Origin of the sequence: Sphingomonas humi (assembly GCF_039536725.1) — a bacterium.
Classification (GTDB): domain Bacteria; phylum Pseudomonadota; class Alphaproteobacteria; order Sphingomonadales; family Sphingomonadaceae; genus Sphingomicrobium; species Sphingomicrobium humi.
Genome location: NZ_BAAAZD010000001.1, coordinates 66,008 through 85,762, shown reverse-complemented (window position 1 = coordinate 85,762; position 19,755 = coordinate 66,008). Strand labels below are relative to the sequence as shown.

Here is a 19,755-nt window from a genome sequence, read left to right as displayed (position 1 = left end):
GGGGGAAAAATACGTGATGCGCCGATTCCTGCTGCTCAGTGCGTTGTCGCTGGCGATGACCGCTCCCGCCTTCGCCCAGACAAGCGGCTACCAGCAGCCGCCCGCACCGATCGCGCAGATCCTCGACAGCAAGCCGACGCCCGCCACGCTGGTCGACCCGACCCGCAGCCGCATGGCGCTGTTCGACCGCGCCAACCTGCCGCCGATCGCCGAACTGGCCGAGCCGGACCTCAAGCTTGCGGGTTACCGCATCAACCCCCGCAACAACGGGCAGGCGAACAGCCGCGTCGCCTGGCTGACCGGCCTCTCGCTTCAGGACGTCGCGGGCGGGACCGCGCGCCTGGTCGCGCTTCCCGCGGGCACCCGCTTCACCGCCCCCGCCTGGTCGCCGGACGGGCAGCGGCTGGCCTTCCTCGTCGACAGGCCCGCCGGCCTTGAACTGTGGGTGGCCGACGTCGCCACCGGCAAGGCCCGGCACCTGACCGCGCCAATCGTCAATGCCGCGGTTGCAGGCGCCGCCTTCGCCTGGATGCCTGACAGCCGCGCCATCCTCGTCCGCTCGGTCGTCGCCAATCGCGGCGCCAGGCCGGCCGCGCAGGCCCAGCCGGCGCCGATCGTCCAGGTTAACGAGGGCCGCGCCGCGCCCAACCGAACCTATCAGGATCTCCTGAAGAACGGCGGGGACGAGCGCCTGTTCGACTATTACTTCACATCGCAGCCGCTGCTCGTGTCGGTTTCCGACGGCGCCTCGCGCAAGGTCGCCCAGCCGGGCGTCTACCTTGGCGCTTCGCCTTCGCCCGACGGCCGCTACCTGCTGCTGACCCGCGCTAAGCGGCCCTACAGCTACAACGTCCCTGCCGCGCTGTTCCCGACCGAGATCCTGATCACCGATCTGACTGGCCGAACGGTCAAGCAGCTTGCCGACCTGCCGCTGCGCGACGACGTGCCGCCGCAGTTCGACGCCGTCTCGCCCGGGCCGCGCTCGGCGCAGTGGCGTTCGGACAAGCCCGCCACGGTGGCCTGGGTCGAAGCGCAGGACGGCGGCGACACGCGCAAGAAGGTCGCGGTGCGCGACCGGCTGTACGAACTGGCCGCGCCCTTCACCGCCGCCCCGCGGACCCTTGCCGACATGAAGGATCGCTTCAACGGCGTGGTCTGGGGCCGCGACGATGCGGCGCTTCTTTCCACGCAATGGTGGAACGACCGCCGGGAGGAGCGCATCCTCCTCAATCCCGCCGCCGGGACCAGCCGCTCGCTGCTCACCCGTAATTTCCAGGATCGCTACAATGATCCGGGCGAACCGGTGACCAGGCCCAATGCCGCGGGACGTCCGGTGATGATGTTCACTGCTGACAATAGCAGCTTCTATCAGTCGGGCGCCGGCGCGAGGCGCGAGGGCGAATTCCCGTTCCTCGACCGCGTCAGCCTCGCCGACGGCAAGGCCACCCGCCTGTGGCAGGGCGCCGCGCCTTATTACGAGGAAATCGTCGCGGTGCTCGACAATGACGGCAAGCGCCTCGTCACCCGCCGCGAAAGCCGGAACGAGCCGCCCAACCTGTTCGTCCGCACCATCGGCGCCGGTGAGCCCCGCCGCCTGACCAGCTTTTCCGATCCTGCACCGCAGCTCGCCGGGGTGACCCAGCAGCTCATCACCTACAAGCGCAAGGACGGCGTCGATCTGTCGGGGACACTCTACCTGCCCGCCGGCTACAATAAGGAACGCGACGGGCCGCTGCCGCTCGTGATGTGGGCCTATCCGACCGAATTCACCGATCCGCGCGTGGCCGGCCAGGTGGTCGACACGGGCAACCGGTTCACCCGTCCCGGCGGAATCAGCCACCTGTTCCTGCTGACGCAGGGCTATGCCGTCCTCGACAATCCGACGATGCCGATCGTCGGCGTCGACGGAAAGGAAGCCAACGACACCTATATCGAGCAGTTGAGCGCCTCGGCCGAGGCTGCGGTCGACGCGGTGGTCAACCTCGGCGTCGCCTCGCGCGACAGGATCGCGGTCGGCGGGCACAGCTACGGCGCCTTCATGACCGCCAACCTGCTTGCCCACACCGACCTGTTCCGCACCGGCATCGCGCGTTCAGGCGCCTACAACCGCACGCTCACCCCCTTCGGCTTCCAGGCCGAACAGCGCACCTATTGGGAAGCGGTCGACACCTACACCAGGATGAGCCCGTTCACCTTCGCGCCCAAGATCAAGGAGCCGATCCTGCTGATCCACGGCGAGGCGGACGACAATACCGGCACGTTCCCGATCCAGAGCGAGCGCTTCTACGCCGCCCTGAAAGGCTCGGGGGCCAATGTCCGCTATGTCGTCCTTCCCTATGAGGCGCACGGCTATCGCGCTCGCGAAAGCGTCGGTCACACTTTGTGGGAGATGACCAACTGGCTCGACCGCTACCTCAAGCCGGCGAAGAAATAAGTTCGCCCGCGAAACGTCCTGGCAGGAACATATCGTGGCCTGCGGCGGTTGAGCATTGCTCAAGGTCGCAGGGTTTGCGGCCAGGGCGCCGAGGGAGGCCGGGACGACACAAGCAGATACGGGCATTGCGGGCCTTGATGACGTCCTGAATGGCGGGTTCGAACGGGGCAGGGTCTTCCTTCTCGAAGGCAGCCCCGGCACCGGCAAGACAACGATCGCGCTGCAATATCTCCTCGCCGGCGCGAAACACGGCGAGCGATGCCTCTACATCACACTGTCCGAGACCGAGGACGAGTTACGCTCGTCCGCGACGTCACACGACTGGAACCTCGACGGCCTGTCCGTCTTCGAATTGGTCCCGCCTGAAAGCCTGCTCGACGAGGAGCAGCAGCAGAGCCTGCTTTATTCCTCCGACCTTGAGCTGGGGGAGACCACCAAGCGCATCTTCGAGGCGTTCGAACAGATGAATCCCGACCGGGTGATCGTCGACAGCCTGTCGGAAATCCGGCTCCTGGCGCAGAGTTCGCTCCGCTATCGCCGCCAGATCCTCGCGCTCAAGCACTATTTCGCCAAACGCAACACAACCGTCCTGATGCTCGACGACCTCACCACCGACGTCAACGACAAGACCGTCCACTCGGTCGCGCATGGCGTGATCCGGCTGGAGGAGTCGGCGCCCGAATATGGCCCCGAGCGGCGGCGCTTGCGGGTGATCAAGTATCGCGGCCGGCGCTTCCGCGGCGGCTTTCACGACTTTGCGATCGAGACCGGCGGCGTGCGCGTCTACCCGCGACTCGTCTCGGCCGAGCATCGCAACAATTTCGACCGCACCGTCATCAGCACCGGCAACAAGCCGTTCGATGCCCTGCTTGGCGGCGGGATCGAGCGCAGTTCGAGCGTGCTGATCCTCGGCCCGGCCGGCACCGGCAAGTCCATCACCGCCCTCACCTTCATAAAGAAGGCGATCGAGCGGGGCGAATGCGCCGCCATGTTCGTGTTCGACGAGGAGCTTGGCCTGCTGATCGAGCGGGCACGGCCGATCGGCATCGACCTTAAGGCCTATGTCGAGAGCGGCAAGCTGATCCTCGAGCAGGTCGATGCGGCCGAGATGACCCCCGGGCAATTCTCGGCCCGGGTGAGAAGCTGCGTCGAGGATCATGGCGCCCGAACGGTCGTGATCGACAGTCTCAATGGCTATCAGGCCTCGATGCCGGGCGAACATGCGCTGGTGCTCCACGTCCACGAGCTGCTGCAATATCTCAATCGGCAGGGCGCGACGACCTTCCTCACCGTCGCCCAGCACGGGCTGCTCGACCAGATGTCGACCCCGGTCGATGTCACCTACCTAGCCGATACCGTGATCCTGCTGCGCTACTTCGAAGCCACCGGGCACGTCCGGCGCGCCATGTCGGTGGTGAAGAAGCGCACCGGCCCGCACGAGGACAGCATCCGCGAATACCGGATCGGCAGCGAAGGCGTCGCACTTGGTGAGCCGCTGGAGGGCTTCCAGGGCATCCTGCGCGGCATTCCGATCCTGATCGCTCCTGAAGCCGTCGGCAGTGGTGCAAAGCGGGCGTGAAGCGCACCACCCTTTCGGAACGGGCCCTGATCCTTGCTCCTCGCGGCCGTGACGCGGCCATCGCCAGCAACATGCTGCGCGAAGGCGGGATCGAGGCGATGCCATGCGACGACCTGCAACATCTGGTCGTCGAACTCGACAAGGGGGCGGCGTTTGTCCTCATCACCGAAGAAGCGATCGCCCACGCCGACCTCCACGGCCTCGCCGCCTGGATCGACGACCAGCAGGAATGGTCCGACCTGCCCTTCGTCCTACTGACCAATCGCGGCGGCGGGCTGGAGCGCAATCCGGCGGCCGGCCGCTATCTCGACGTGCTCGGCAACGTCACCTTTCTCGAACGCCCGTTCCATCCGACCACGCTCCTCAGCCTCGCCAAGTCCGCGCTGCGCGGCCGCAAGCGCCAGTATGAGGCGCGCGCGACGCTCGAGAATTTGCGCGACAGCGAGGAACGCTTCCGCACGCTGTTCGAAACGATGGACGAGGGCTTCACCGTCCTCAAATTCATCGAAGGGCCCGACGGCCAATTCAACGACTATACCCACCTCCAGACCAATCCCGCCTATGAACGGCACACCGGGATCAAGGCAGTTGTCGGCAAGCACATCAGTGAAGTCGTCCCCGACGAGGCCGATGGCTGGCTGGAACTGTTGCGGCCGGTTCTGCTGACTGGCGAGGCGATCCGCTTCGACCGGGAACTCGAAGCGACCCACCGGCATCTCGAACTTGCCGCCTTCCGGGTCGAGCCTGCAAGCAGGCGTGAGGTCGCGGTGATCTTCCAGGACGTCACCGCCCGAAAGCAGGCCGAACGCGAGCTCAAGGATCTCAACCAGACGCTCGAGCGGCGGGTCGAGGAGGAGGTCGCCCAGCGCGAGATCGCCACCTCGCAGCTGCACGAGGCTCAGAAGCTCGAAACTATCGGCCAGCTGACCGGCGGCGTCGCGCACGACATCAACAATCTGCTGACGCCCATCACCGGGGCGCTCGACCTCCTCAACCGCCGCTACAGCGCCGACGACCCGCGCATGGCGCGCCTGCTGGACGGCGCGCTGCAATCGGCCGAGCGGGCCAAGATCCTGGTCAGCCGCCTGCTCGGCTTCGCCCGCCGCCAAGCGCTGGAAACTCACGCGGTCGATATCGCCTCGCTCCTCGAAGGAATGCGCGATCTGGTGGTGAGCTCGATCGGCTCGGCGGTCGAATTGCGCCTGTCGCCGGGCCACGGGCTTCCGGCCGCGGTGGCCGATCCCAACCAGCTCGAACTCGCGCTCCTCAACCTGTGCGTCAACGCCCGTGACGCGATGGACGGCGCGGGCGTCCTGACCGTCGCTGCCGAACATGCGGTGGTCGGCCCCGACCGCGGCAAGCTCAAGCCCGGCGCCTATATCCGCATCTCGGTAATCGACACCGGCGAGGGCATGAGCCCGGCGACCCTGGCCCGCGCCGTCGAGCCCTTCTTTTCGACCAAGGGGATCGGCAAGGGCACGGGTCTTGGCCTCTCGATGGTGCACGGCCTGGCCGCCCAGCTTGGCGGTGCGTTCGACCTCAGCAGCGTGGTCGGGCAGGGGACCCGCGCCGACCTCTACCTTCCGGTGGCGCAGGCCGCCGCCCGCCCGCTCGGTCCCATTCGGAACGAAGTGGTCGCGCCCATCCGCAAGCTCGAAGTTTTGCTGGTCGACGATGAGGATCTAGTTCGCGCCGGCACCGCTGAGATGCTCCGCGAAATCGGCCATACGGTTCACCAGGCGAGCGGCGGGGCGCAGGCGCTGGCCATGCTTGCGGCTGGGCTCCAGGTCGATGCGGTGATCACCGACTACATGATGCCGCGGATGAACGGCGCCGAACTCGCCGAGCGGATCGAGAAGCGCTACCCGGCCCTGTCGGTGATGATCGTCACCGGCTACTCGGGCGGCGACCTCGAACTCAAGGTCCCGCAGCTTGCTAAGCCGTTCCGCCAGGCCGACCTGTCGGCCGCGCTGAACCGGCTGGTCGGGCTCGACGACGGCAAGGTCGTCCCCTTCAAGCGGTCCCGCTGATCCGGCTCAAACCGCCACCGGCGCAGCGATATGCGGGTGGGGATCGTAGCCCACCACTTCGAAATCCTCCAGCTCGTAGCCGAACAGGTCCTGCCCGCGGTCCTTGATCCGAAGCTGCGGCAGCGCGCGAACGTCGCGGCTCAGTTGCAGACGGGCCTGGTCGAGGTGATTGGAATAAAGGTGCACGTCGCCGCCGGTCCACACGAAGGTCCCCGGTTCCAGACCGCATTCGCGCGCCAGCATGTGGGTCAGCAGCGCATAGGAGGCGATGTTGAAGGGCACGCCCAGGAACAGGTCGGCGCTGCGCTGATAAAGCTGGAGGTTCAGCCGTCCCGCCGCGACCTGGGTCTGGAACAGGCAGTGGCAGGGGGCCAGCGCCATCCGCCCGATCTCGCCCGGGTTCCAGGCGGTGACGATCTGCCGCCGGCTCGCCGGGTCCTTGCGGATCAGCGCGACAAGCTCGCTGATCTGGTCGATGTGCCGCCCGTCCGCTGCTTCCCAGTCGCGCCACTGCTTGCCGTAGACCGGACCAAGGTCGCCCGTCTCGTCGGCCCATTCGTCCCAGATGCTGACCTTGCGGTCCTGCAGCCAGCGCACGTTGGTGTCGCCGTTCAGGAACCACAGCAGTTCGACGATGATCGACCGCAGGTGGAGCTTCTTGGTCGTCACCAGCGGGAAGCCGTCGGCAAGGTCGAACCGCATCTGCGCCCCGAACAGCGACAGCGTGCCGGTGCCGGTGCGGTCGGCCTGGGGGACGCCCTTCGCCAGCACGTCGGCCATGAGATCGTGATAAGCCTGCATCGCCTAACGCTAGCGGCTGCCTGCTCGTCTTTCCACTGCCCATGCAGCGGGCCGGCGAGTTCCTCCAGAGCGGATCAACCTTGCCAGCGATACCTCCAGAGCGGACCCGCTTGTGCTGGCGGCGGCTGCTTCGGGTCCATAGCTTGCCCTCATGCTTCAGCGTGCCGAATACCCTGTTGCACTTACCGGCGTGGAGGCGAGCCGGACCTTCTTCGCCCCCTGCTTCGTGTCGTCCAGCACCGAATGCCTGTGGGTCGCCCACCTCGATGAGGATGCGCATTGCATCCATCTCGCCAGCTACGAGGGTGACGAGGAATCGGTCGACATACCGGTCCGCTCGATCATCGGCGATGCGATCCGGCTCGACAGCGCGGGCGTCATCCTCGCCCACAACCATCCCAGCGGCCAGTGCACGCCCTCCCGCTCGGACAAGGTCGCCACCCGCGCCCTGGCCATCGCCGCCGAAGCGATCGACCTCACCGTTCTCGATCATCTGGTCTTCGCCGGACCCGACTGCACCAGCTTCCGGCGCCTCGGCCTGCTCTAGGCACCAGCGAAGCTCCACAGACCTGCTCCAGGCTGCGCGATCTGACGCGGGCCGGCCCAGCCTCTCGAAAATGCTCAGTCGGCGAAAGGTTCGTCGATCGCCTGCTCGTCGGCGCCGTCTGTGACGATGATCTGGCTTTCGGCGCTTGCCGCAGCATCGATCAGCCGGCCGCCCGTCTCGCGCGCGGCATCCGGCGTGAAAGCGAAATCGACGTCGTTGGGGCCGTCCACCAGAACCCGGCCCTCTTCGGCGACGACGTCGCTCGGCTTGTCGTAAGTCAGCTTTGCCATGGCGGCCCCAGCGTTCGCGGAGCAAGGGTGTTCCGCAAATTTCACTGCCAAAATGAAACGGACCCGCCACTGTCGCAGTAGTGGCGGGTCCAGGCGTTCGGGGGTGCCGCAACAACCGCCGCCGCCAAGGCTGGTTCCGCAGCCCCTGCGGGCCTCGCCTTCTGGCCGGTGGTCCTTCAGCCCAAGCGCGGCTAAGCGCTCCGCCATGCCGACGCTTCCCACCGCTCCGCGCTCGACCCGTGAAGAAGCGGCGGCGACCTTCGCGCTGGCCTGGCCGCTCATCCTTTCCAACCTCGCCGCCAATGCCATCACCACCACCGATGTGCTGATGCTCGGGCGGTTGGGCCCCGAAGCGCTGGCCGCCGCGGCGCTTGCGGTGAACCTCTACAATTTGCTGCTGTTCACCGGTGTCGGCCTGTCGGTCGCCATTTCCCCGATGATCGCCGCCGCGCTCGGCCGCCGCAAGGGCGCCGCACGCGACAGCCGGCGCAGCTTCCGCATGGGACTTTGGCTGGTCAGTTTCTATGCGCTGGCCGGCACCGCTCTCCTGTCACTGGCGGAACCCCTGTTCCTGCTGATGGGCCAGGACCCCGCGCTCAGCCGCTCGGCGGGCAGCTTCATGGCGGTGCTGCAATGGGCGCTGTGGCCGACACTGCTCGGCTTCCTGATGCGCAACCTGCTGACCGCCTTCAACCGGGCCTGGGTCTCGTTACTGGTGGCGCTCGGCGGGGTGGGGCTCAACGCCTTTCTCAATTACGGCCTGATCTTCGGCCACTTCGGGCTGCCCGCGCTCGGCATGCAAGGCAGCGCGCTGGCGACCGTGCTCACCAACCTTGCGATGCTCGCGGCGCAGGTGTTCGCCGCGGTCCGCCTCCCCCGGCTGCGAATGATGCATCTGTTCGCGCGCTGGTGGCGGGCCGACTGGGCGCGCTTCCGCGAACTGGCCAAGCTCGGCATTCCGATCAGCCTGACCTGGAGCTTCGAGGTCGGCGTCTTCAGCGCCGCCGTCTATCTGATGGGGCTGATCGATACCACCAGCGTCGCCGCCCACGTCATCGCCCTCCAGCTCGCCGCCTTCATGTTCATGGTGCCCCTGGGACTCGCCCAGGCCGCCACCGTCCGGGTTGGCTACGGGCACGGTGCGGGCGATCCGCTGTGGGTGACTCGGGCCGGGCGCGTCGCCATCGCCTTCGCATTGCTGTTCGCGCTCGCCTCGGCGCTGACCATGTGGCTGTTCCCGGCCGAGCTCGCCGCCCTGTTCCTCGACATGGGCAAGCCCGAAAGCGCAGCGGTCCTCGCGCTGGCCGTCCAGTTCCTGCTGATCGCCGCCGTGTTCCAGCTCGCCGACGGCGCCCAGGTGGTCGGCGCCTCCATCCTCCGCGGCCTTCACGACACCCGCGTCCCGATGTTCTTCGCCGCCTTCGGCTATTGGGCGGTCGGGATCGGCGTCGGCGCCTGGCTCGCGTTCGAAACGCCGCTCAAGGGCCGGGGCATCTGGATCGGCCTCGCGCTCGGTCTCGCGATCGTCGCCGCGCTGATGCTGTGGCGCTGGTCGCGGCGGGAAAAACTTGGCCTCTTTCAGCCGCTTGGAAGCAACTGACGCGCCCACCCATTGACGCCGCGGGCCCCTCGAACCATATGCGAGACGTCGCTGGCACTCTCCCCAAGCGAGTGCCAGCGGAACCATTCATCAGAGCAACTTCAAAGGGGCTAGCACATGGCTTTCAGGCCGCTTCATGATCGCGTTCTCGTCCGCCGGACCGAGGCCGAAGCGAAGACCGCGGGCGGGATCATCATTCCCGACACCGCCAAGGAAAAGCCGCAGGAAGGCGAAGTCGTCTCCGTCGGCACCGGCGCGCGCAACGACCAGGGCACCGTCACCCCGCTCGAGGTCAAGGCCGGCGACCGCATCCTGTTCGGCAAGTGGTCGGGCACCGAGGTCAAGGTCGACGGCGAAGACCTGATCATCATGAAGGAAAGCGACATCCTCGGCATTGTTGGCTGACGCCAACGGCAAGGGATCGTTCTCGCGACCTTCCAACCACGACAACTTCGACAACTTACAGAAACTGAAAGGGTAGCCACATGGCAGCCAAGGACGTGAAATTCAGCCGCGACGCGCGTGAGCGCATTCTCCGCGGCGTCGACATCCTCGCCGACGCGGTGAAGGTGACGCTGGGGCCCAAGGGCCGCAACGTCGTCATCGACAAGAGCTTCGGCGCACCGCGCATCACCAAGGACGGCGTCACCGTCGCCAAGGAGATCGAGCTCAAGGACAAGTTCGAGAACATGGGCGCGCAGATGCTGCGCGAAGTGGCCTCGAAGACCAACGACCTCGCCGGCGACGGCACCACCACCGCCACCGTGCTCGCCCAGGCGATCGTTCGCGAAGGCATGAAGTCGGTCGCAGCCGGCATGAACCCGATGGATCTGAAGCGCGGCATCGATCTCGCCGTCGCCAAGGTCGTCGAGGACATCAAGGCCCGCTCCAAGCCCGTCGCCAACAGCCAGGAAGTTGCCCAGGTCGGCATCATCTCGGCCAACGGCGACCGTGAAGTCGGCGAGAAGATCGCCGAGGCCATGGACAAGGTCGGCAAGGAAGGCGTCATCACCGTCGAAGAGGCCAAGGGCCTCGAGTTCGAGCTGGACGTCGTCGAAGGCATGCAGTTCGACCGCGGCTACCTGTCGCCCTACTTCATCACCAACCCGGAGAAGATGCAGGTCGAGCTCAGCGACCCCTACATCCTCATCCACGAGAAGAAGCTCTCGAACCTGCAGGCGATGCTTCCGATCCTCGAAGCCGTGGTCCAGAGCGGTCGTCCGCTGCTGATCATCGCCGAGGACATCGAAGGCGAAGCGCTGGCGACCCTGGTCGTCAACAAGCTGCGCGGCGGCCTCAAGGTCGCGGCCGTCAAGGCGCCGGGCTTCGGTGATCGCCGCAAGGCGATGCTCGAGGACATCGCGATCCTGACCGGCGGCGAGATGATCTCGGAAGATCTCGGCATCAAGCTCGAGAACGTCACTGTCGGCATGCTCGGCACCGCCAAGCGCGTCACCATCGACAAGGACAACACGACCATTGTCGACGGTGCCGGCCAGAAGGAAGGCATCGAGGGCCGCGTCGCCGCGATCCGCCAGCAGATCGAAATCACCACCAGCGATTACGACCGTGAGAAGCTCCAGGAGCGTCTCGCCAAGCTCGCCGGCGGTGTTGCCGTGATCAAGGTCGGCGGTTCGTCCGAGGTCGAGGTGAAGGAGCGTAAGGACCGCGTCGACGACGCGCTGCATGCGACCCGCGCCGCGGTTGAGGAAGGCATCGTCCCCGGCGGCGGTACGGCCCTGCTGTACGCCACCAAGGCGATCGAAGGCCTCAAGGGCGAGAACGACGACCAGACCCGCGGTGTCGATATCATCCGCAAGGCGCTCTACGCGCCGGTCCGTCAGATCGCGTCCAACGCCGGTCATGACGGTGCGGTGATCTCGGGCAAGCTGCTCGACGGCAACGATCCGAACCTCGGCTTCAACGCCCAGACCGACACCTACGAAAACCTCGTCTCCGCCGGCGTGATCGACCCGACCAAGGTCGTTCGCACCGCTCTCCAGGACGCGGCCTCGGTCGCCGGCCTGCTCATCACCACCGAAGCGGCGGTGAGCGAGCTTCCGGACGACAAGCCCTCGGCCGGCGGCATGCCCGGCGGCATGGGCGGCATGGGCGGCATGGACTTCTAAGTCCCGCCTTTCATACGCGAACAAGGGAAGGCCCTGGCACCAGTTGCCGGGGCCTTTTCTTTTGCTCTTTCGAAGGCGCTGAAGTGCCGGCTTTGTGATGACGCACAAGTCTAGGAAAGTATTATTCCTGACAGCTTGTTAATCTTCGGGCCGGTCCCATATTACTGCAACAGACGAGTATTTGCCTCATTCCAGGCCGATGTTTGAGCTCTGCCTCACCGGCTCCGAATGTTGTATGCGATTGAAGTAGATCGCACCCGCCTCGGGGTTGTTCATTAGGAACATCCCATGACAACCGATACCCTCACCAAGACCGACATCGTCGACACCGCCATTGAAGCGGGTTCGTTCACGACCCTCGTCGCGGCCGTCAAGGCTGCTGGCCTGGTCGACACGCTGAAGGGCGATGGTCCGTTCACCGTCTTCGCCCCCAGCGACGACGCTTTCGCCAAGCTGCCCACCGGCACCGTCGAAAACCTGATCAAGCCGGAGAACAAGGCCAAGCTCGCCTCGATCCTCACGCTCCACGTCATCCCCGGCAAGGTGATGGCATCGGACGTGTCGGGCCAGCGCCTGACGCCGGCTTCGGTCAACGGCCAGGCGCTTGACGTCAACGGCACCAATGGCGTGACCGTCAACGGCGCCAAGGTGACCAGCGCGGATATCGCCTGCAGCAATGGCGTTATCCACGTCATCGACACGGTGCTGATGCCGAAGGGCTAAGCATCCGCTTCGACAACCGACGCCCGCCTGCCGCAAGCAGTCGGGCGTTGGCGTGTCTGGCCCCGCTTCGGTTCAACCGCTTACCTGGCCTTAACCACGCCCCTGAAGACGGCGCTAAGCCGCGGCTGTTTAACAGGCTCTATGCTGCATCAGCCCATCGCCGCCTCCGCCGCCACCCGCGCGGAAGTCATTGCAGCCTTCAGCCATGCGCTCGACCTCACCGAAGGGCAGCCCGTCGGCCATTGCGTCCGCACCTGCTGGATCGGGATGCAGGTCGGCCGCACGCTCGGCCTGTCGGAAACCGAGCTTGGCGAGCTCTACTATGCCTTGCTGCTGAAGGATCTCGGCTGCAGCAGCAATGCCGCGCGCATCTGCGAACTGTACGACGCCGACGATCGCGCGTTCAAGCAGGGCTACAAGACGGTCGGCACCAGCCTCGCGGCGACGCTCCATTTCATCTTCAGCAAGACCGCGCAGGGCCGTCCCCTCCGCCAGCGCGCGGCGGCGATCGGCAATATCCTGCGCAACGGCGATGCCATCGCCCAGGAATTGATCGTGTCGCGCTGCACGCGCGGGGCCGACATCGCCCGCACCCTCAGGTTCTCGGGCGCGGTGTGCGAGGGCATCTATCATCTCGATGAGCATTGGGACGGGTCGGGCCGCCCCGACCGCTTGCGCGGCACCGCCATCCCTCTCTTTTCGCGGATCGCTTTGCTGGCGCAGGTCGCCGACGTGTTCCACTCCCACGCCGGCGCGACCGCTGCGCAGGACGAGGTACGGCGACGCAGCGGCGTGTGGTTCGACCCCGCGCTGGTCCGCGCCTTCGAACAGGTGAGCGAGTCCCGGCAATTCTGGGATCACCTCCGCTCGCCCACGCTCGAAAGCCGGGTCGTCCGCCTCGCCCCGGCAAGCGCTGCCCATCCGCTCGACAACGATTATCTCGACGCCATCGCCAATGCGTTCGGCCAGGTGATCGACGCCAAGAGCCCGTTCACCGCCGGCCATTCGCAGCGGGTCGGCGCGTTGAGCGAGCGAATGGCTGCGGCATTCGGGTTCGATCGCGAACGAAGCGGCTGGCTGCGCCGTGCCGCGGTGCTGCACGATGTCGGCAAGCTCGGCGTCTCGAGCGCCATCCTCGAAAAGCCCTCGGGCCTCGATGACGGCGAATGGGAATCGATGCGCGGTCACGCCACCCACACCCGCGAGATATTGGGCCGGATCGGCGCCTTCGCCGACCTGGCGGATATCGCCGCCGCCCATCACGAACGGCTCGACGGCACCGGCTATCCGCTCGCGCTGCCGGCCGCGGCGATCAGCCGCTCGACCCGGATCATCACCACCTGCGATTTCTACGATGCGCTGGTGTCCGACCGTCCCTACCGGGCCGCCTTGCCGGTCGAGGAAGCGCTGCGGATCATGACCGAGGCGAGCGGCAGTGCGATCGATCCCGAATGCCTCGACGTGCTGAAGGCGACGGTCGGCTGATAAGGAAAGGGCCGCCCGGTCTCCCGGACGGCCCTCCCTTTTGCCTTGATCAGGCGTCGCGGCGCTTAGCGGCCGGCGACGTTGTCCTGGCCGTTGGCGACGTCGGCAGCGGCATCGCTGACGGCATTGCCGGCGTTCGACAGGCTGTTGCCAGCGGCGTCGAGCGCGTTGTCGGCGGCGGCGCCGAGGTTCTCGGTGCCGTCGATGGCGGCATTGGTGTCAGCCGCAGCTTCGGTCTCGATGGTGTTCTCGGTCGAGACATTGTTGTCCGGAGCATTGTCCTGGCAAGCAGCGAGGCCGAGACCCAGAACCGCCACAGCGGCGAGCGCAATCTTCTTCATAACGGTTTCCATCCCTTTGTTTTCAGGTCCTTTCCTCCCCTTGAGACGAGGTCCGGTACCCAAGCGACCCGCCCATATTTGGGTCTGGCCAGCGCGCGGATTTAGGTGAGCGCAAGCCTTCACGCAATTGTCTTTTGCGACGAACCGAGTTTCGCGGCCCATCCAGCACTTCCGCGCTTGTAGATATAAAGATATCTTTATATCCTTATCTCATGAATGCTCCGCTTCCCTTGGCCGACCTGTTCCAGGCGCTTGCCGACCCGAGTCGGCTGCGGCTCCTGGCGCTGCTCAAGGAAATGGAGCTGACCGTCGGCGAACTCGCGCAGGTGCTCGGGCAAAGCCAGCCGCGGGTCAGCCGCCACCTCAAGATCCTCGCCGACGCGCGCCTGATCGAGCGCCGAAAGGAAGGCAGCTGGGTGTTCCTCCAGCTTGGTGAGCCGGCGCTGGTCGATGCGCTGGTGGCGCTGTGGGATGCGGTCGACGACCCCGTCAGCAACCGCCAGTTCGCCGCCGACCGCGCCCGCCTTGCCGCGGTCCGGTCCGACCGGGCCGAAGCGGCCGCCCGCTATTTCACCGCCCATGCCGCGCAATGGGACCAGATCCGTTCGCTCCATGTGGCCGAATCGCAGGTCGAAGCGGCGATCCGCGAAGCGCTTGGCGACGGCCCGATCGGCCAGCTGGTCGATATCGGCACCGGCACCGGCCGGATGATCGAACTGTTCGGATCCGCCGCCACCCGCAGCATCGGGATCGACCGCTCGACTGAAATGCTCCGCCTCGCCCGCGTCAAGCTGGAGGAGGCGGGCGTCGAGGCGGTCTCCTTGCGCCAGGGCGACATGTACGCATTGCCACTGCCGGACGAGGAAGCCGACGTGGTGCTCCTCCACCAGGTGCTGCACTACGCCCACTCGCCCGCCGCAGCGATCGCGGAGGGGGCACGGCTGCTCCGCCCGGGCGGACGGCTGCTGATCATCGACTTCGCGCCCCACGAACGCGAGGAACTGCGCGAGACCGCCCAGCATGCCCGCCTCGGCTTTGCCGACGACTCGGTGATCGGCTGGCTCTCCGGGGCGGGCCTCGACGGCAAGGTGGTCCGCCACCTCGAAGGCGGCGAACTGACCGTCACGCTCTGGGCCGGGGTCCGCCCCGCTCGCCACGATCACGAAAGGAGGGCCGCATGAGCAGCGCCCCCAGGCTCGTCCCTTTTCCGGCCAGCGAGCCCGCGCCCTTGTTCGCGCATGCCCGCGGCGACATCGGCGTCAGCTTCGAATTCTTTCCGCCCAAGACCGATCCGATGAACGAAACGCTTTGGCGCTCGATCCAGATGCTCGCGCCGCTTCATCCGCGCTTCGTGTCGGTCACCTATGGCGCCGGCGGCTCGACCCGTGAGCGGACCCACCAGACCGTCGCCCGCATCGTTCGCGAAACCGGTCTCCCGGCCGCCGCGCACCTGACCTGCGTCGATGCCAGCCGCGGCGAGATCGAGGAGATTGCCCGCGCCTACTGGGACGCCGGTGTCCGTCACATCGTAGCGCTGCGCGGTGACCCGCCCGAGGAAGGCCGCGACTACGTCCCCCATCCCGAAGGCTATGCCAATGCCGCAGACCTCGTCGCGGGCCTCAAGAAGATCGCCCCCTTCGAAATCAGCGTCGCCTGCTACCCCGAGGTGCACCCCCAGGCCGATTGCCCCGACAGCGACCTCGACAATCTGAAGCGCAAGATCGACGCCGGTGCGACCCGCGCGATCAGCCAATTCTTCTTCTCGGCCGATAATTTCTTCCGCTTCCGCGATCGCGCTGCCGCCGCGGGGATCGACGCGGAGATCGTTCCCGGCATCCTTCCCGTCAGCAATGTCGCGCAGACCCGCAAGTTCGCCGGCCTGTGCGGGGCCGAGATTCCGGCCTGGATGGACGCCATGTTCGAAGGCCTCGACGCGCTTCCCGCCGCCCGCCAGCTGATCGCCGCCACCGTCGCGGCCGAACTGTGCGGCCAGCTCTATGCCGGCGGGGTGCGCGACTTCCATTTCTACACCTTGAACCGGGCCGAGCTTGCCTATGCCATCTGCCACCTGCTCGGCGTCCGCGCGCCCTGCGAAGCCGCGCAGGCCGTGAAGTGAGCGCGCGCCAGGACCTCCTCGCCGCTGCCGCCGGACGCATCCTCGTCATCGACGGCGCCTTCGGGACCGAGATCCAGAACAAGGGCCTGTCGGAAGCCTGCTACGCCGGGTCGCTCGGGCTCGGCCATGACCAGAAGGGTAATAACGACATCCTCGCGCTGACCAGGCCCGATGTCCCCGAAAGCATCCACCGCGCCTATTTCGAGGCCGGTGCCGACATTGCGGAAACCAACACCTTTTCCGCCAACCGGATCAGCCAGGCCGACTATGGCGCCGAGCATCTGGTTCGTGACATCAATTTCGAAAGTGCGCGTATCGCCCGCCAAGTGGCCGATGAATTCACCGCGCGCGACGGCCGCCGCCGCTTCGTCGCCGGGGCGATCGGGCCGACCAACAAGACCCTGTCGCTCTCGCCCGACGTCAACGATCCCGGCTTCCGGGAGATCGACTTCGACTATCTCAAGGACGTATATCGCGAACAGATTGACGCGCTGGTGGAAGGCGGCGTCGACTTCATCCTGATCGAGACCATCTTCGATACGCTCAACGCCAAGGCCGGGATCAAGGCCGCGCTCGAGGCTGGCGAGGCGCTCGGCCGCGACCTGCCGATCATGCTGTCGATGACCATCACCGATCTTAGCGGCCGCAATCTCTCAGGCCACACGGTAGAAGCCTTCTGGCACGCGGTCCGGCACGCCCGGCCGGTCACCATCGGCCTCAACTGCTCGTTCGGCGCGGAACAGCTTCGCCCGCACGTCCGCACTCTGGCCGACGCCTGTGACGCGCTGGTAATGATCTATCCCAACGCCGGGCTCCCCAACGAACTCGGCTGCTACGACGAACGTCCCGAAACTACTGCCGCCCTCGTCGGCGAATGGGCGCGCAGCGGGCAGGTCAACATTCTCGGCGGCTGCTGCGGCTCGACGCCCGAGCATATCCGCGCGATCGCCGAGACGGTTCGCGGGTTGCCGCCCCGTGCCCTGCCGCGCGTCCCCGTGAAGACCCGGCTGGCCGGTCTCGAACCGATGGTGATTGCCGCGTGAATTCCGTTCCTTCCGGTTCGTCCTTCGTCAACATCGGTGAGCGGACCAACGTCACCGGCTCGGCCAAATTCAAGAAACTGATCCTCGCGGGCGACTATGACGCTGCGGTCGAGGTCGCGCGCGACCAGGTCGAGAATGGCGCGCAGGTGATCGACGTCAACATGGACGAGGCGTTGCTCGACGGCGAACTCGCGATGACGACCTTCCTGAAACGCATTGCGGCCGAACCCGACATCGCCCGGGTGCCGGTGATGATCGACAGCTCCAAATGGAGCGTGATCGAGGCTGGATTGAAATGCGTGTCGGGCAAGCCGATCGTCAATTCGATCAGCATGAAGGAAGGCGAGGGGCCGTTCCTCGCGCAGGCCCGCGCCTGCATGGATTATGGCGCCGCGGTGGTGGTCATGGCGTTCGACGAGGTCGGCCAGGCCGACACCGCGACACGCAAGGTCGAGATCTGCGAGCGCGCCTACAAGCTCCTCACCGGCATCGGCTTCCCGCCCGAGGACATCATCTTCGATCCAAACGTGTTCGCCGTCGCGACGGGAATCGAGGAGCATAACCGCTACGCCATCGACTTCATCGAGGCGCTGCGCGAGATCAGGCGCCGCTGCCCCCACGTCCATTTCTCGGGCGGCCTGTCGAACCTGTCCTTCAGCTTCCGTGGCAACGAACCGGTGCGCCGGGCAATGCACTCGGTGTTCCTCTACCACGCCATTCCCGCCGGGCTCGACATGGCGATCGTCAACGCCGGCCAGCTCGACGTCTACGACGCGATCGATCCCGAGCTTCGCGAAGCGTGCGAGGACGTCATCCTCGACCGCCGTCCCGACGCGACCGAGCGCCTCATCACGCTCGCAGAACGCTTCCGCGGCACCGACGCCGCGGTCGAGATCCGCGAAGCCGCGTGGCGCAGCTGGCCGGTCCGCGAGCGCCTTGCCCATGCGCTGGTCAAGGGGATCGACGCCCACATCGTCGACGATACCGAGGAGGCCCGCCACACCGTCAAGCGCCCGATCGAGGTGATCGAAGGGCCGCTGATGGACGGGATGAACATCGTCGGCGACCTGTTCGGGTCGGGCAAGATGTTCCTGCCGCAGGTCGTCAAATCCGCCCGCGTGATGAAGAAGGCGGTCGCCCACCTTCTCCCTTTCATCGAAGCCGAAAAGGTCGCGGGCGAAAGCGCCGGCAAGGGCAAGGTCGTGATGGCCACCGTCAAGGGCGACGTCCACGACATCGGCAAGAACATCGTCGGCGTGGTCCTGCAGTGCAACGGCTTTGAGGTCATCGACCTCGGCGTGATGACGCCGTGGCCCAAGATCCTCGAAGCGGCGAACGAGAATAACGCCGACATGATCGGCCTGTCTGGCCTGATCACGCCCTCGCTCGACGAGATGGTCACCGTCGCCGAGGAGATGGAACGCGCCGGCATGAAGCGCCCGCTGCTGATCGGCGGCGCCACCACCAGCCGCGCCCACACCGCGCTCCGCATCGCCCCGCGCTATTCCGGGCCGGTCATCCACGTCCTCGACGCCAGCCGCGCGGTCGGGGTCGCCGGCGCATTGGTCAGCGACGGCCCGCAGAAGGAAGAGCTGATCGGCCGCACCGCCAGCGACTATCAGCAGTTGCGCGAGCAGCGCGAGGGCAGGGGGCAGAGCGATCTCGCGACGCTCGCCGAAGCGCGCGCCAATCGCTTCGTCGGCGATGCGTCCGGCCCGAGCCCCCAGCCGCTCCACCCCGGCCTCCACCGTTTCGACGCGTGGGATCTTGCCGACCTCCGCCGCGTGATCGACTGGACACCCTTCTTCCGCGCATGGGAATTACACGGCGTCTATCCCGCCATCCTCGACGATCCCATCGTCGGTAAGGAAGCCCGCAGCCTGTTCCACGATGCCGAGGCGATGCTCGACCGCATCATCGAGGAAAAGTGGCTCACCGCCCGCGGCGCGGTCGGCCTGTGGCCCGCCCACCGCGACGGCGACGACATCCTGGTCTCGGGCAAGCGTTTGCCGATGCTGCGCCAGCAAGTCCGCAAGCGCGAGGGCCGCCCGAACATGTGCCTCGCCGATTTCGTCGCCGAAGCCGACGACTGGTTGGGCGGTTTTGCGGTCGCGATCCACGGCATCGAACCGCACCTCGAACGCTTCCAGGCCGACAAGGACGATTACAGCGACATCCTTCTGAAGTCGCTCGCCGACCGCCTCGCGGAAGCTTTTGCCGAGCGGCTCCACCAGCATGTCCGCACTGAGCTTTGGGGCTATGCCCCCGACGAGAACCTCTCCAACGAGGACCTCATCAAGGAGCGTTACCGCGGCATCCGCCCGGCGCCCGGCTACCCAGCCTGCCCCGAACATAGCCTGAAGCCGCTGCTCCTCGACCTCCTCGGCGGCGGTGAGGCGACCGGCGTCCGGCTGACCGAAAGCTTCGCCATGCTTCCGGCCTCGGCCGTGTCGGGCTTCTATTTCGCGCACCCCGACAGCGCCTATTTCGGCGTCGCCCGGATCGGCCAGGACCAGCTCGAGGATTACGCCGAACGCCGGGGCGTCGATGTCGACACCGCCGCCCGCTGGCTCCGCCCTAATCTCGACTGAGGCGCTGCACTACGGTCCAGCGGGTCGCTTCGCTTCGCCAGCGCGA

Annotated in this window: 16 protein-coding genes; 13 read left to right on the top strand and 3 right to left on the bottom strand. The window is 66.5% G+C overall.

Going from position 1 to position 19,755, the window contains the following annotated elements; all coding sequences use genetic code 11:
* The first annotated feature begins 16 nt into the window (after window positions 1-16).
* The 3 genes from ABD729_RS00335 to ABD729_RS00325 all read left to right on the top strand — a co-directional run bounded on the left by ABD729_RS00335 (window position 17) and on the right by ABD729_RS00325 (window position 6,043).
* Window positions 17-2,434, top strand: a complete 2,418-nt coding sequence (locus ABD729_RS00335) for a S9 family peptidase (protein ID WP_344708163.1) — start codon at window positions 17-19, stop codon at window positions 2,432-2,434.
* A gap of 124 nt (window positions 2,435-2,558) precedes the next feature.
* Window positions 2,559-4,013, top strand: a complete 1,455-nt coding sequence (locus ABD729_RS00330) for an ATPase domain-containing protein (protein ID WP_344709599.1) — start codon at window positions 2,559-2,561, stop codon at window positions 4,011-4,013.
* Complete coding sequence (locus ABD729_RS00325; protein ID WP_344708162.1) at window positions 4,010-6,043, top strand: response regulator; 2,034 nt, start codon at window positions 4,010-4,012, stop codon at window positions 6,041-6,043. Before ABD729_RS00330 ends, ABD729_RS00325 begins: the two co-directional genes overlap by 4 nt.
* 6 nt (window positions 6,044-6,049) lie before the next feature.
* Here the strand turns inward: ABD729_RS00325 and ABD729_RS00320 are convergent, their stop codons facing one another.
* On the bottom strand, window positions 6,050-6,844 hold the full coding sequence (locus ABD729_RS00320) for a thymidylate synthase (protein WP_344708161.1): 795 nt from the start codon (window positions 6,842-6,844) through the stop codon (window positions 6,050-6,052).
* 151 nt (window positions 6,845-6,995) lie between these two features.
* Between ABD729_RS00320 and ABD729_RS00315 the strand changes: the two genes are divergently transcribed.
* A complete protein-coding gene (locus ABD729_RS00315) occupies window positions 6,996-7,391 on the top strand; it encodes a JAB domain-containing protein (protein WP_344708160.1) in 396 nt (131 codons plus the stop codon).
* A gap of 74 nt (window positions 7,392-7,465) precedes the next feature.
* Here ABD729_RS00315 and ABD729_RS00310 read toward each other — a convergent pair whose 3' ends face one another.
* The gene (locus ABD729_RS00310; protein ID WP_344708159.1) at window positions 7,466-7,681 is read right to left on the bottom strand and encodes a hypothetical protein; all 216 of its coding nucleotides are present in this window, start codon (window positions 7,679-7,681) and stop codon (window positions 7,466-7,468) included.
* 205 nt (window positions 7,682-7,886) lie between these two features.
* Between ABD729_RS00310 and ABD729_RS00305 the strand changes: the two genes are divergently transcribed.
* From ABD729_RS00305 to ABD729_RS00285, 5 genes are all read left to right on the top strand, one after another.
* Complete coding sequence (locus ABD729_RS00305; RefSeq protein ID WP_344708158.1) at window positions 7,887-9,281, top strand: MATE family efflux transporter; 1,395 nt, start codon at window positions 7,887-7,889, stop codon at window positions 9,279-9,281.
* 117 nt (window positions 9,282-9,398) lie between these two features.
* A complete protein-coding gene (groES, locus tag ABD729_RS00300) occupies window positions 9,399-9,686 on the top strand; it encodes a co-chaperone GroES (protein WP_314446858.1) in 288 nt (95 codons plus the stop codon).
* An 80-nt stretch (window positions 9,687-9,766) separates the two neighbouring features.
* On the top strand, window positions 9,767-11,410 hold the full coding sequence (gene groL / locus ABD729_RS00295) for a chaperonin GroEL (RefSeq protein WP_344708157.1): 1,644 nt from the start codon (window positions 9,767-9,769) through the stop codon (window positions 11,408-11,410).
* Window positions 11,411-11,698: 288 nt separating this feature from the next.
* Window positions 11,699-12,133, top strand: coding sequence for a fasciclin domain-containing protein (locus tag ABD729_RS00290; RefSeq protein WP_344708156.1), 435 nt, complete (start codon window positions 11,699-11,701; stop codon window positions 12,131-12,133).
* 141 nt (window positions 12,134-12,274) lie between these two features.
* Window positions 12,275-13,618 carry an HD-GYP domain-containing protein gene (locus ABD729_RS00285; RefSeq protein ID WP_344708155.1) on the top strand — a complete coding sequence of 448 codons (1,344 nt, stop codon included), beginning with the start codon at window positions 12,275-12,277 and terminating at the stop codon, window positions 13,616-13,618.
* Window positions 13,619-13,683: 65 nt separating this feature from the next.
* Here ABD729_RS00285 and ABD729_RS00280 read toward each other — a convergent pair whose 3' ends face one another.
* Window positions 13,684-13,959: a circumsporozoite protein gene (locus ABD729_RS00280; protein ID WP_344708154.1), complete on the bottom strand. Its 276-nt coding sequence runs from the start codon at window positions 13,957-13,959 to the stop codon at window positions 13,684-13,686.
* A 212-nt stretch (window positions 13,960-14,171) separates the two neighbouring features.
* Between ABD729_RS00280 and ABD729_RS00275 the strand changes: the two genes are divergently transcribed.
* The 4 genes from ABD729_RS00275 to metH are packed head-to-tail and all read left to right on the top strand — an operon-like array spanning window position 14,172 to window position 19,709.
* Entirely contained in the window at window positions 14,172-15,140 is a 969-nt protein-coding gene (locus ABD729_RS00275) for an ArsR/SmtB family transcription factor (protein WP_344708153.1), read from the top strand.
* Entirely contained in the window at window positions 15,137-16,075 is a 939-nt protein-coding gene (metF, locus tag ABD729_RS00270) for a methylenetetrahydrofolate reductase (RefSeq protein ID WP_344708152.1), read from the top strand. The genes ABD729_RS00275 and metF overlap by 4 nt, the downstream gene beginning before the upstream one ends.
* Window positions 16,072-17,118 (top strand): homocysteine S-methyltransferase family protein, encoded by a 1,047-nt coding sequence (locus ABD729_RS00265; RefSeq protein ID WP_344708151.1) that lies wholly within the window; start codon window positions 16,072-16,074, stop codon window positions 17,116-17,118. The genes metF and ABD729_RS00265 overlap by 4 nt, the downstream gene beginning before the upstream one ends.
* Window positions 17,115-19,709: a methionine synthase gene (metH, locus tag ABD729_RS00260; protein ID WP_344708150.1), complete on the top strand. Its 2,595-nt coding sequence runs from the start codon at window positions 17,115-17,117 to the stop codon at window positions 19,707-19,709. Before ABD729_RS00265 ends, metH begins: the two co-directional genes overlap by 4 nt.
* Window positions 19,710-19,755 lie beyond the last annotated feature (46 nt).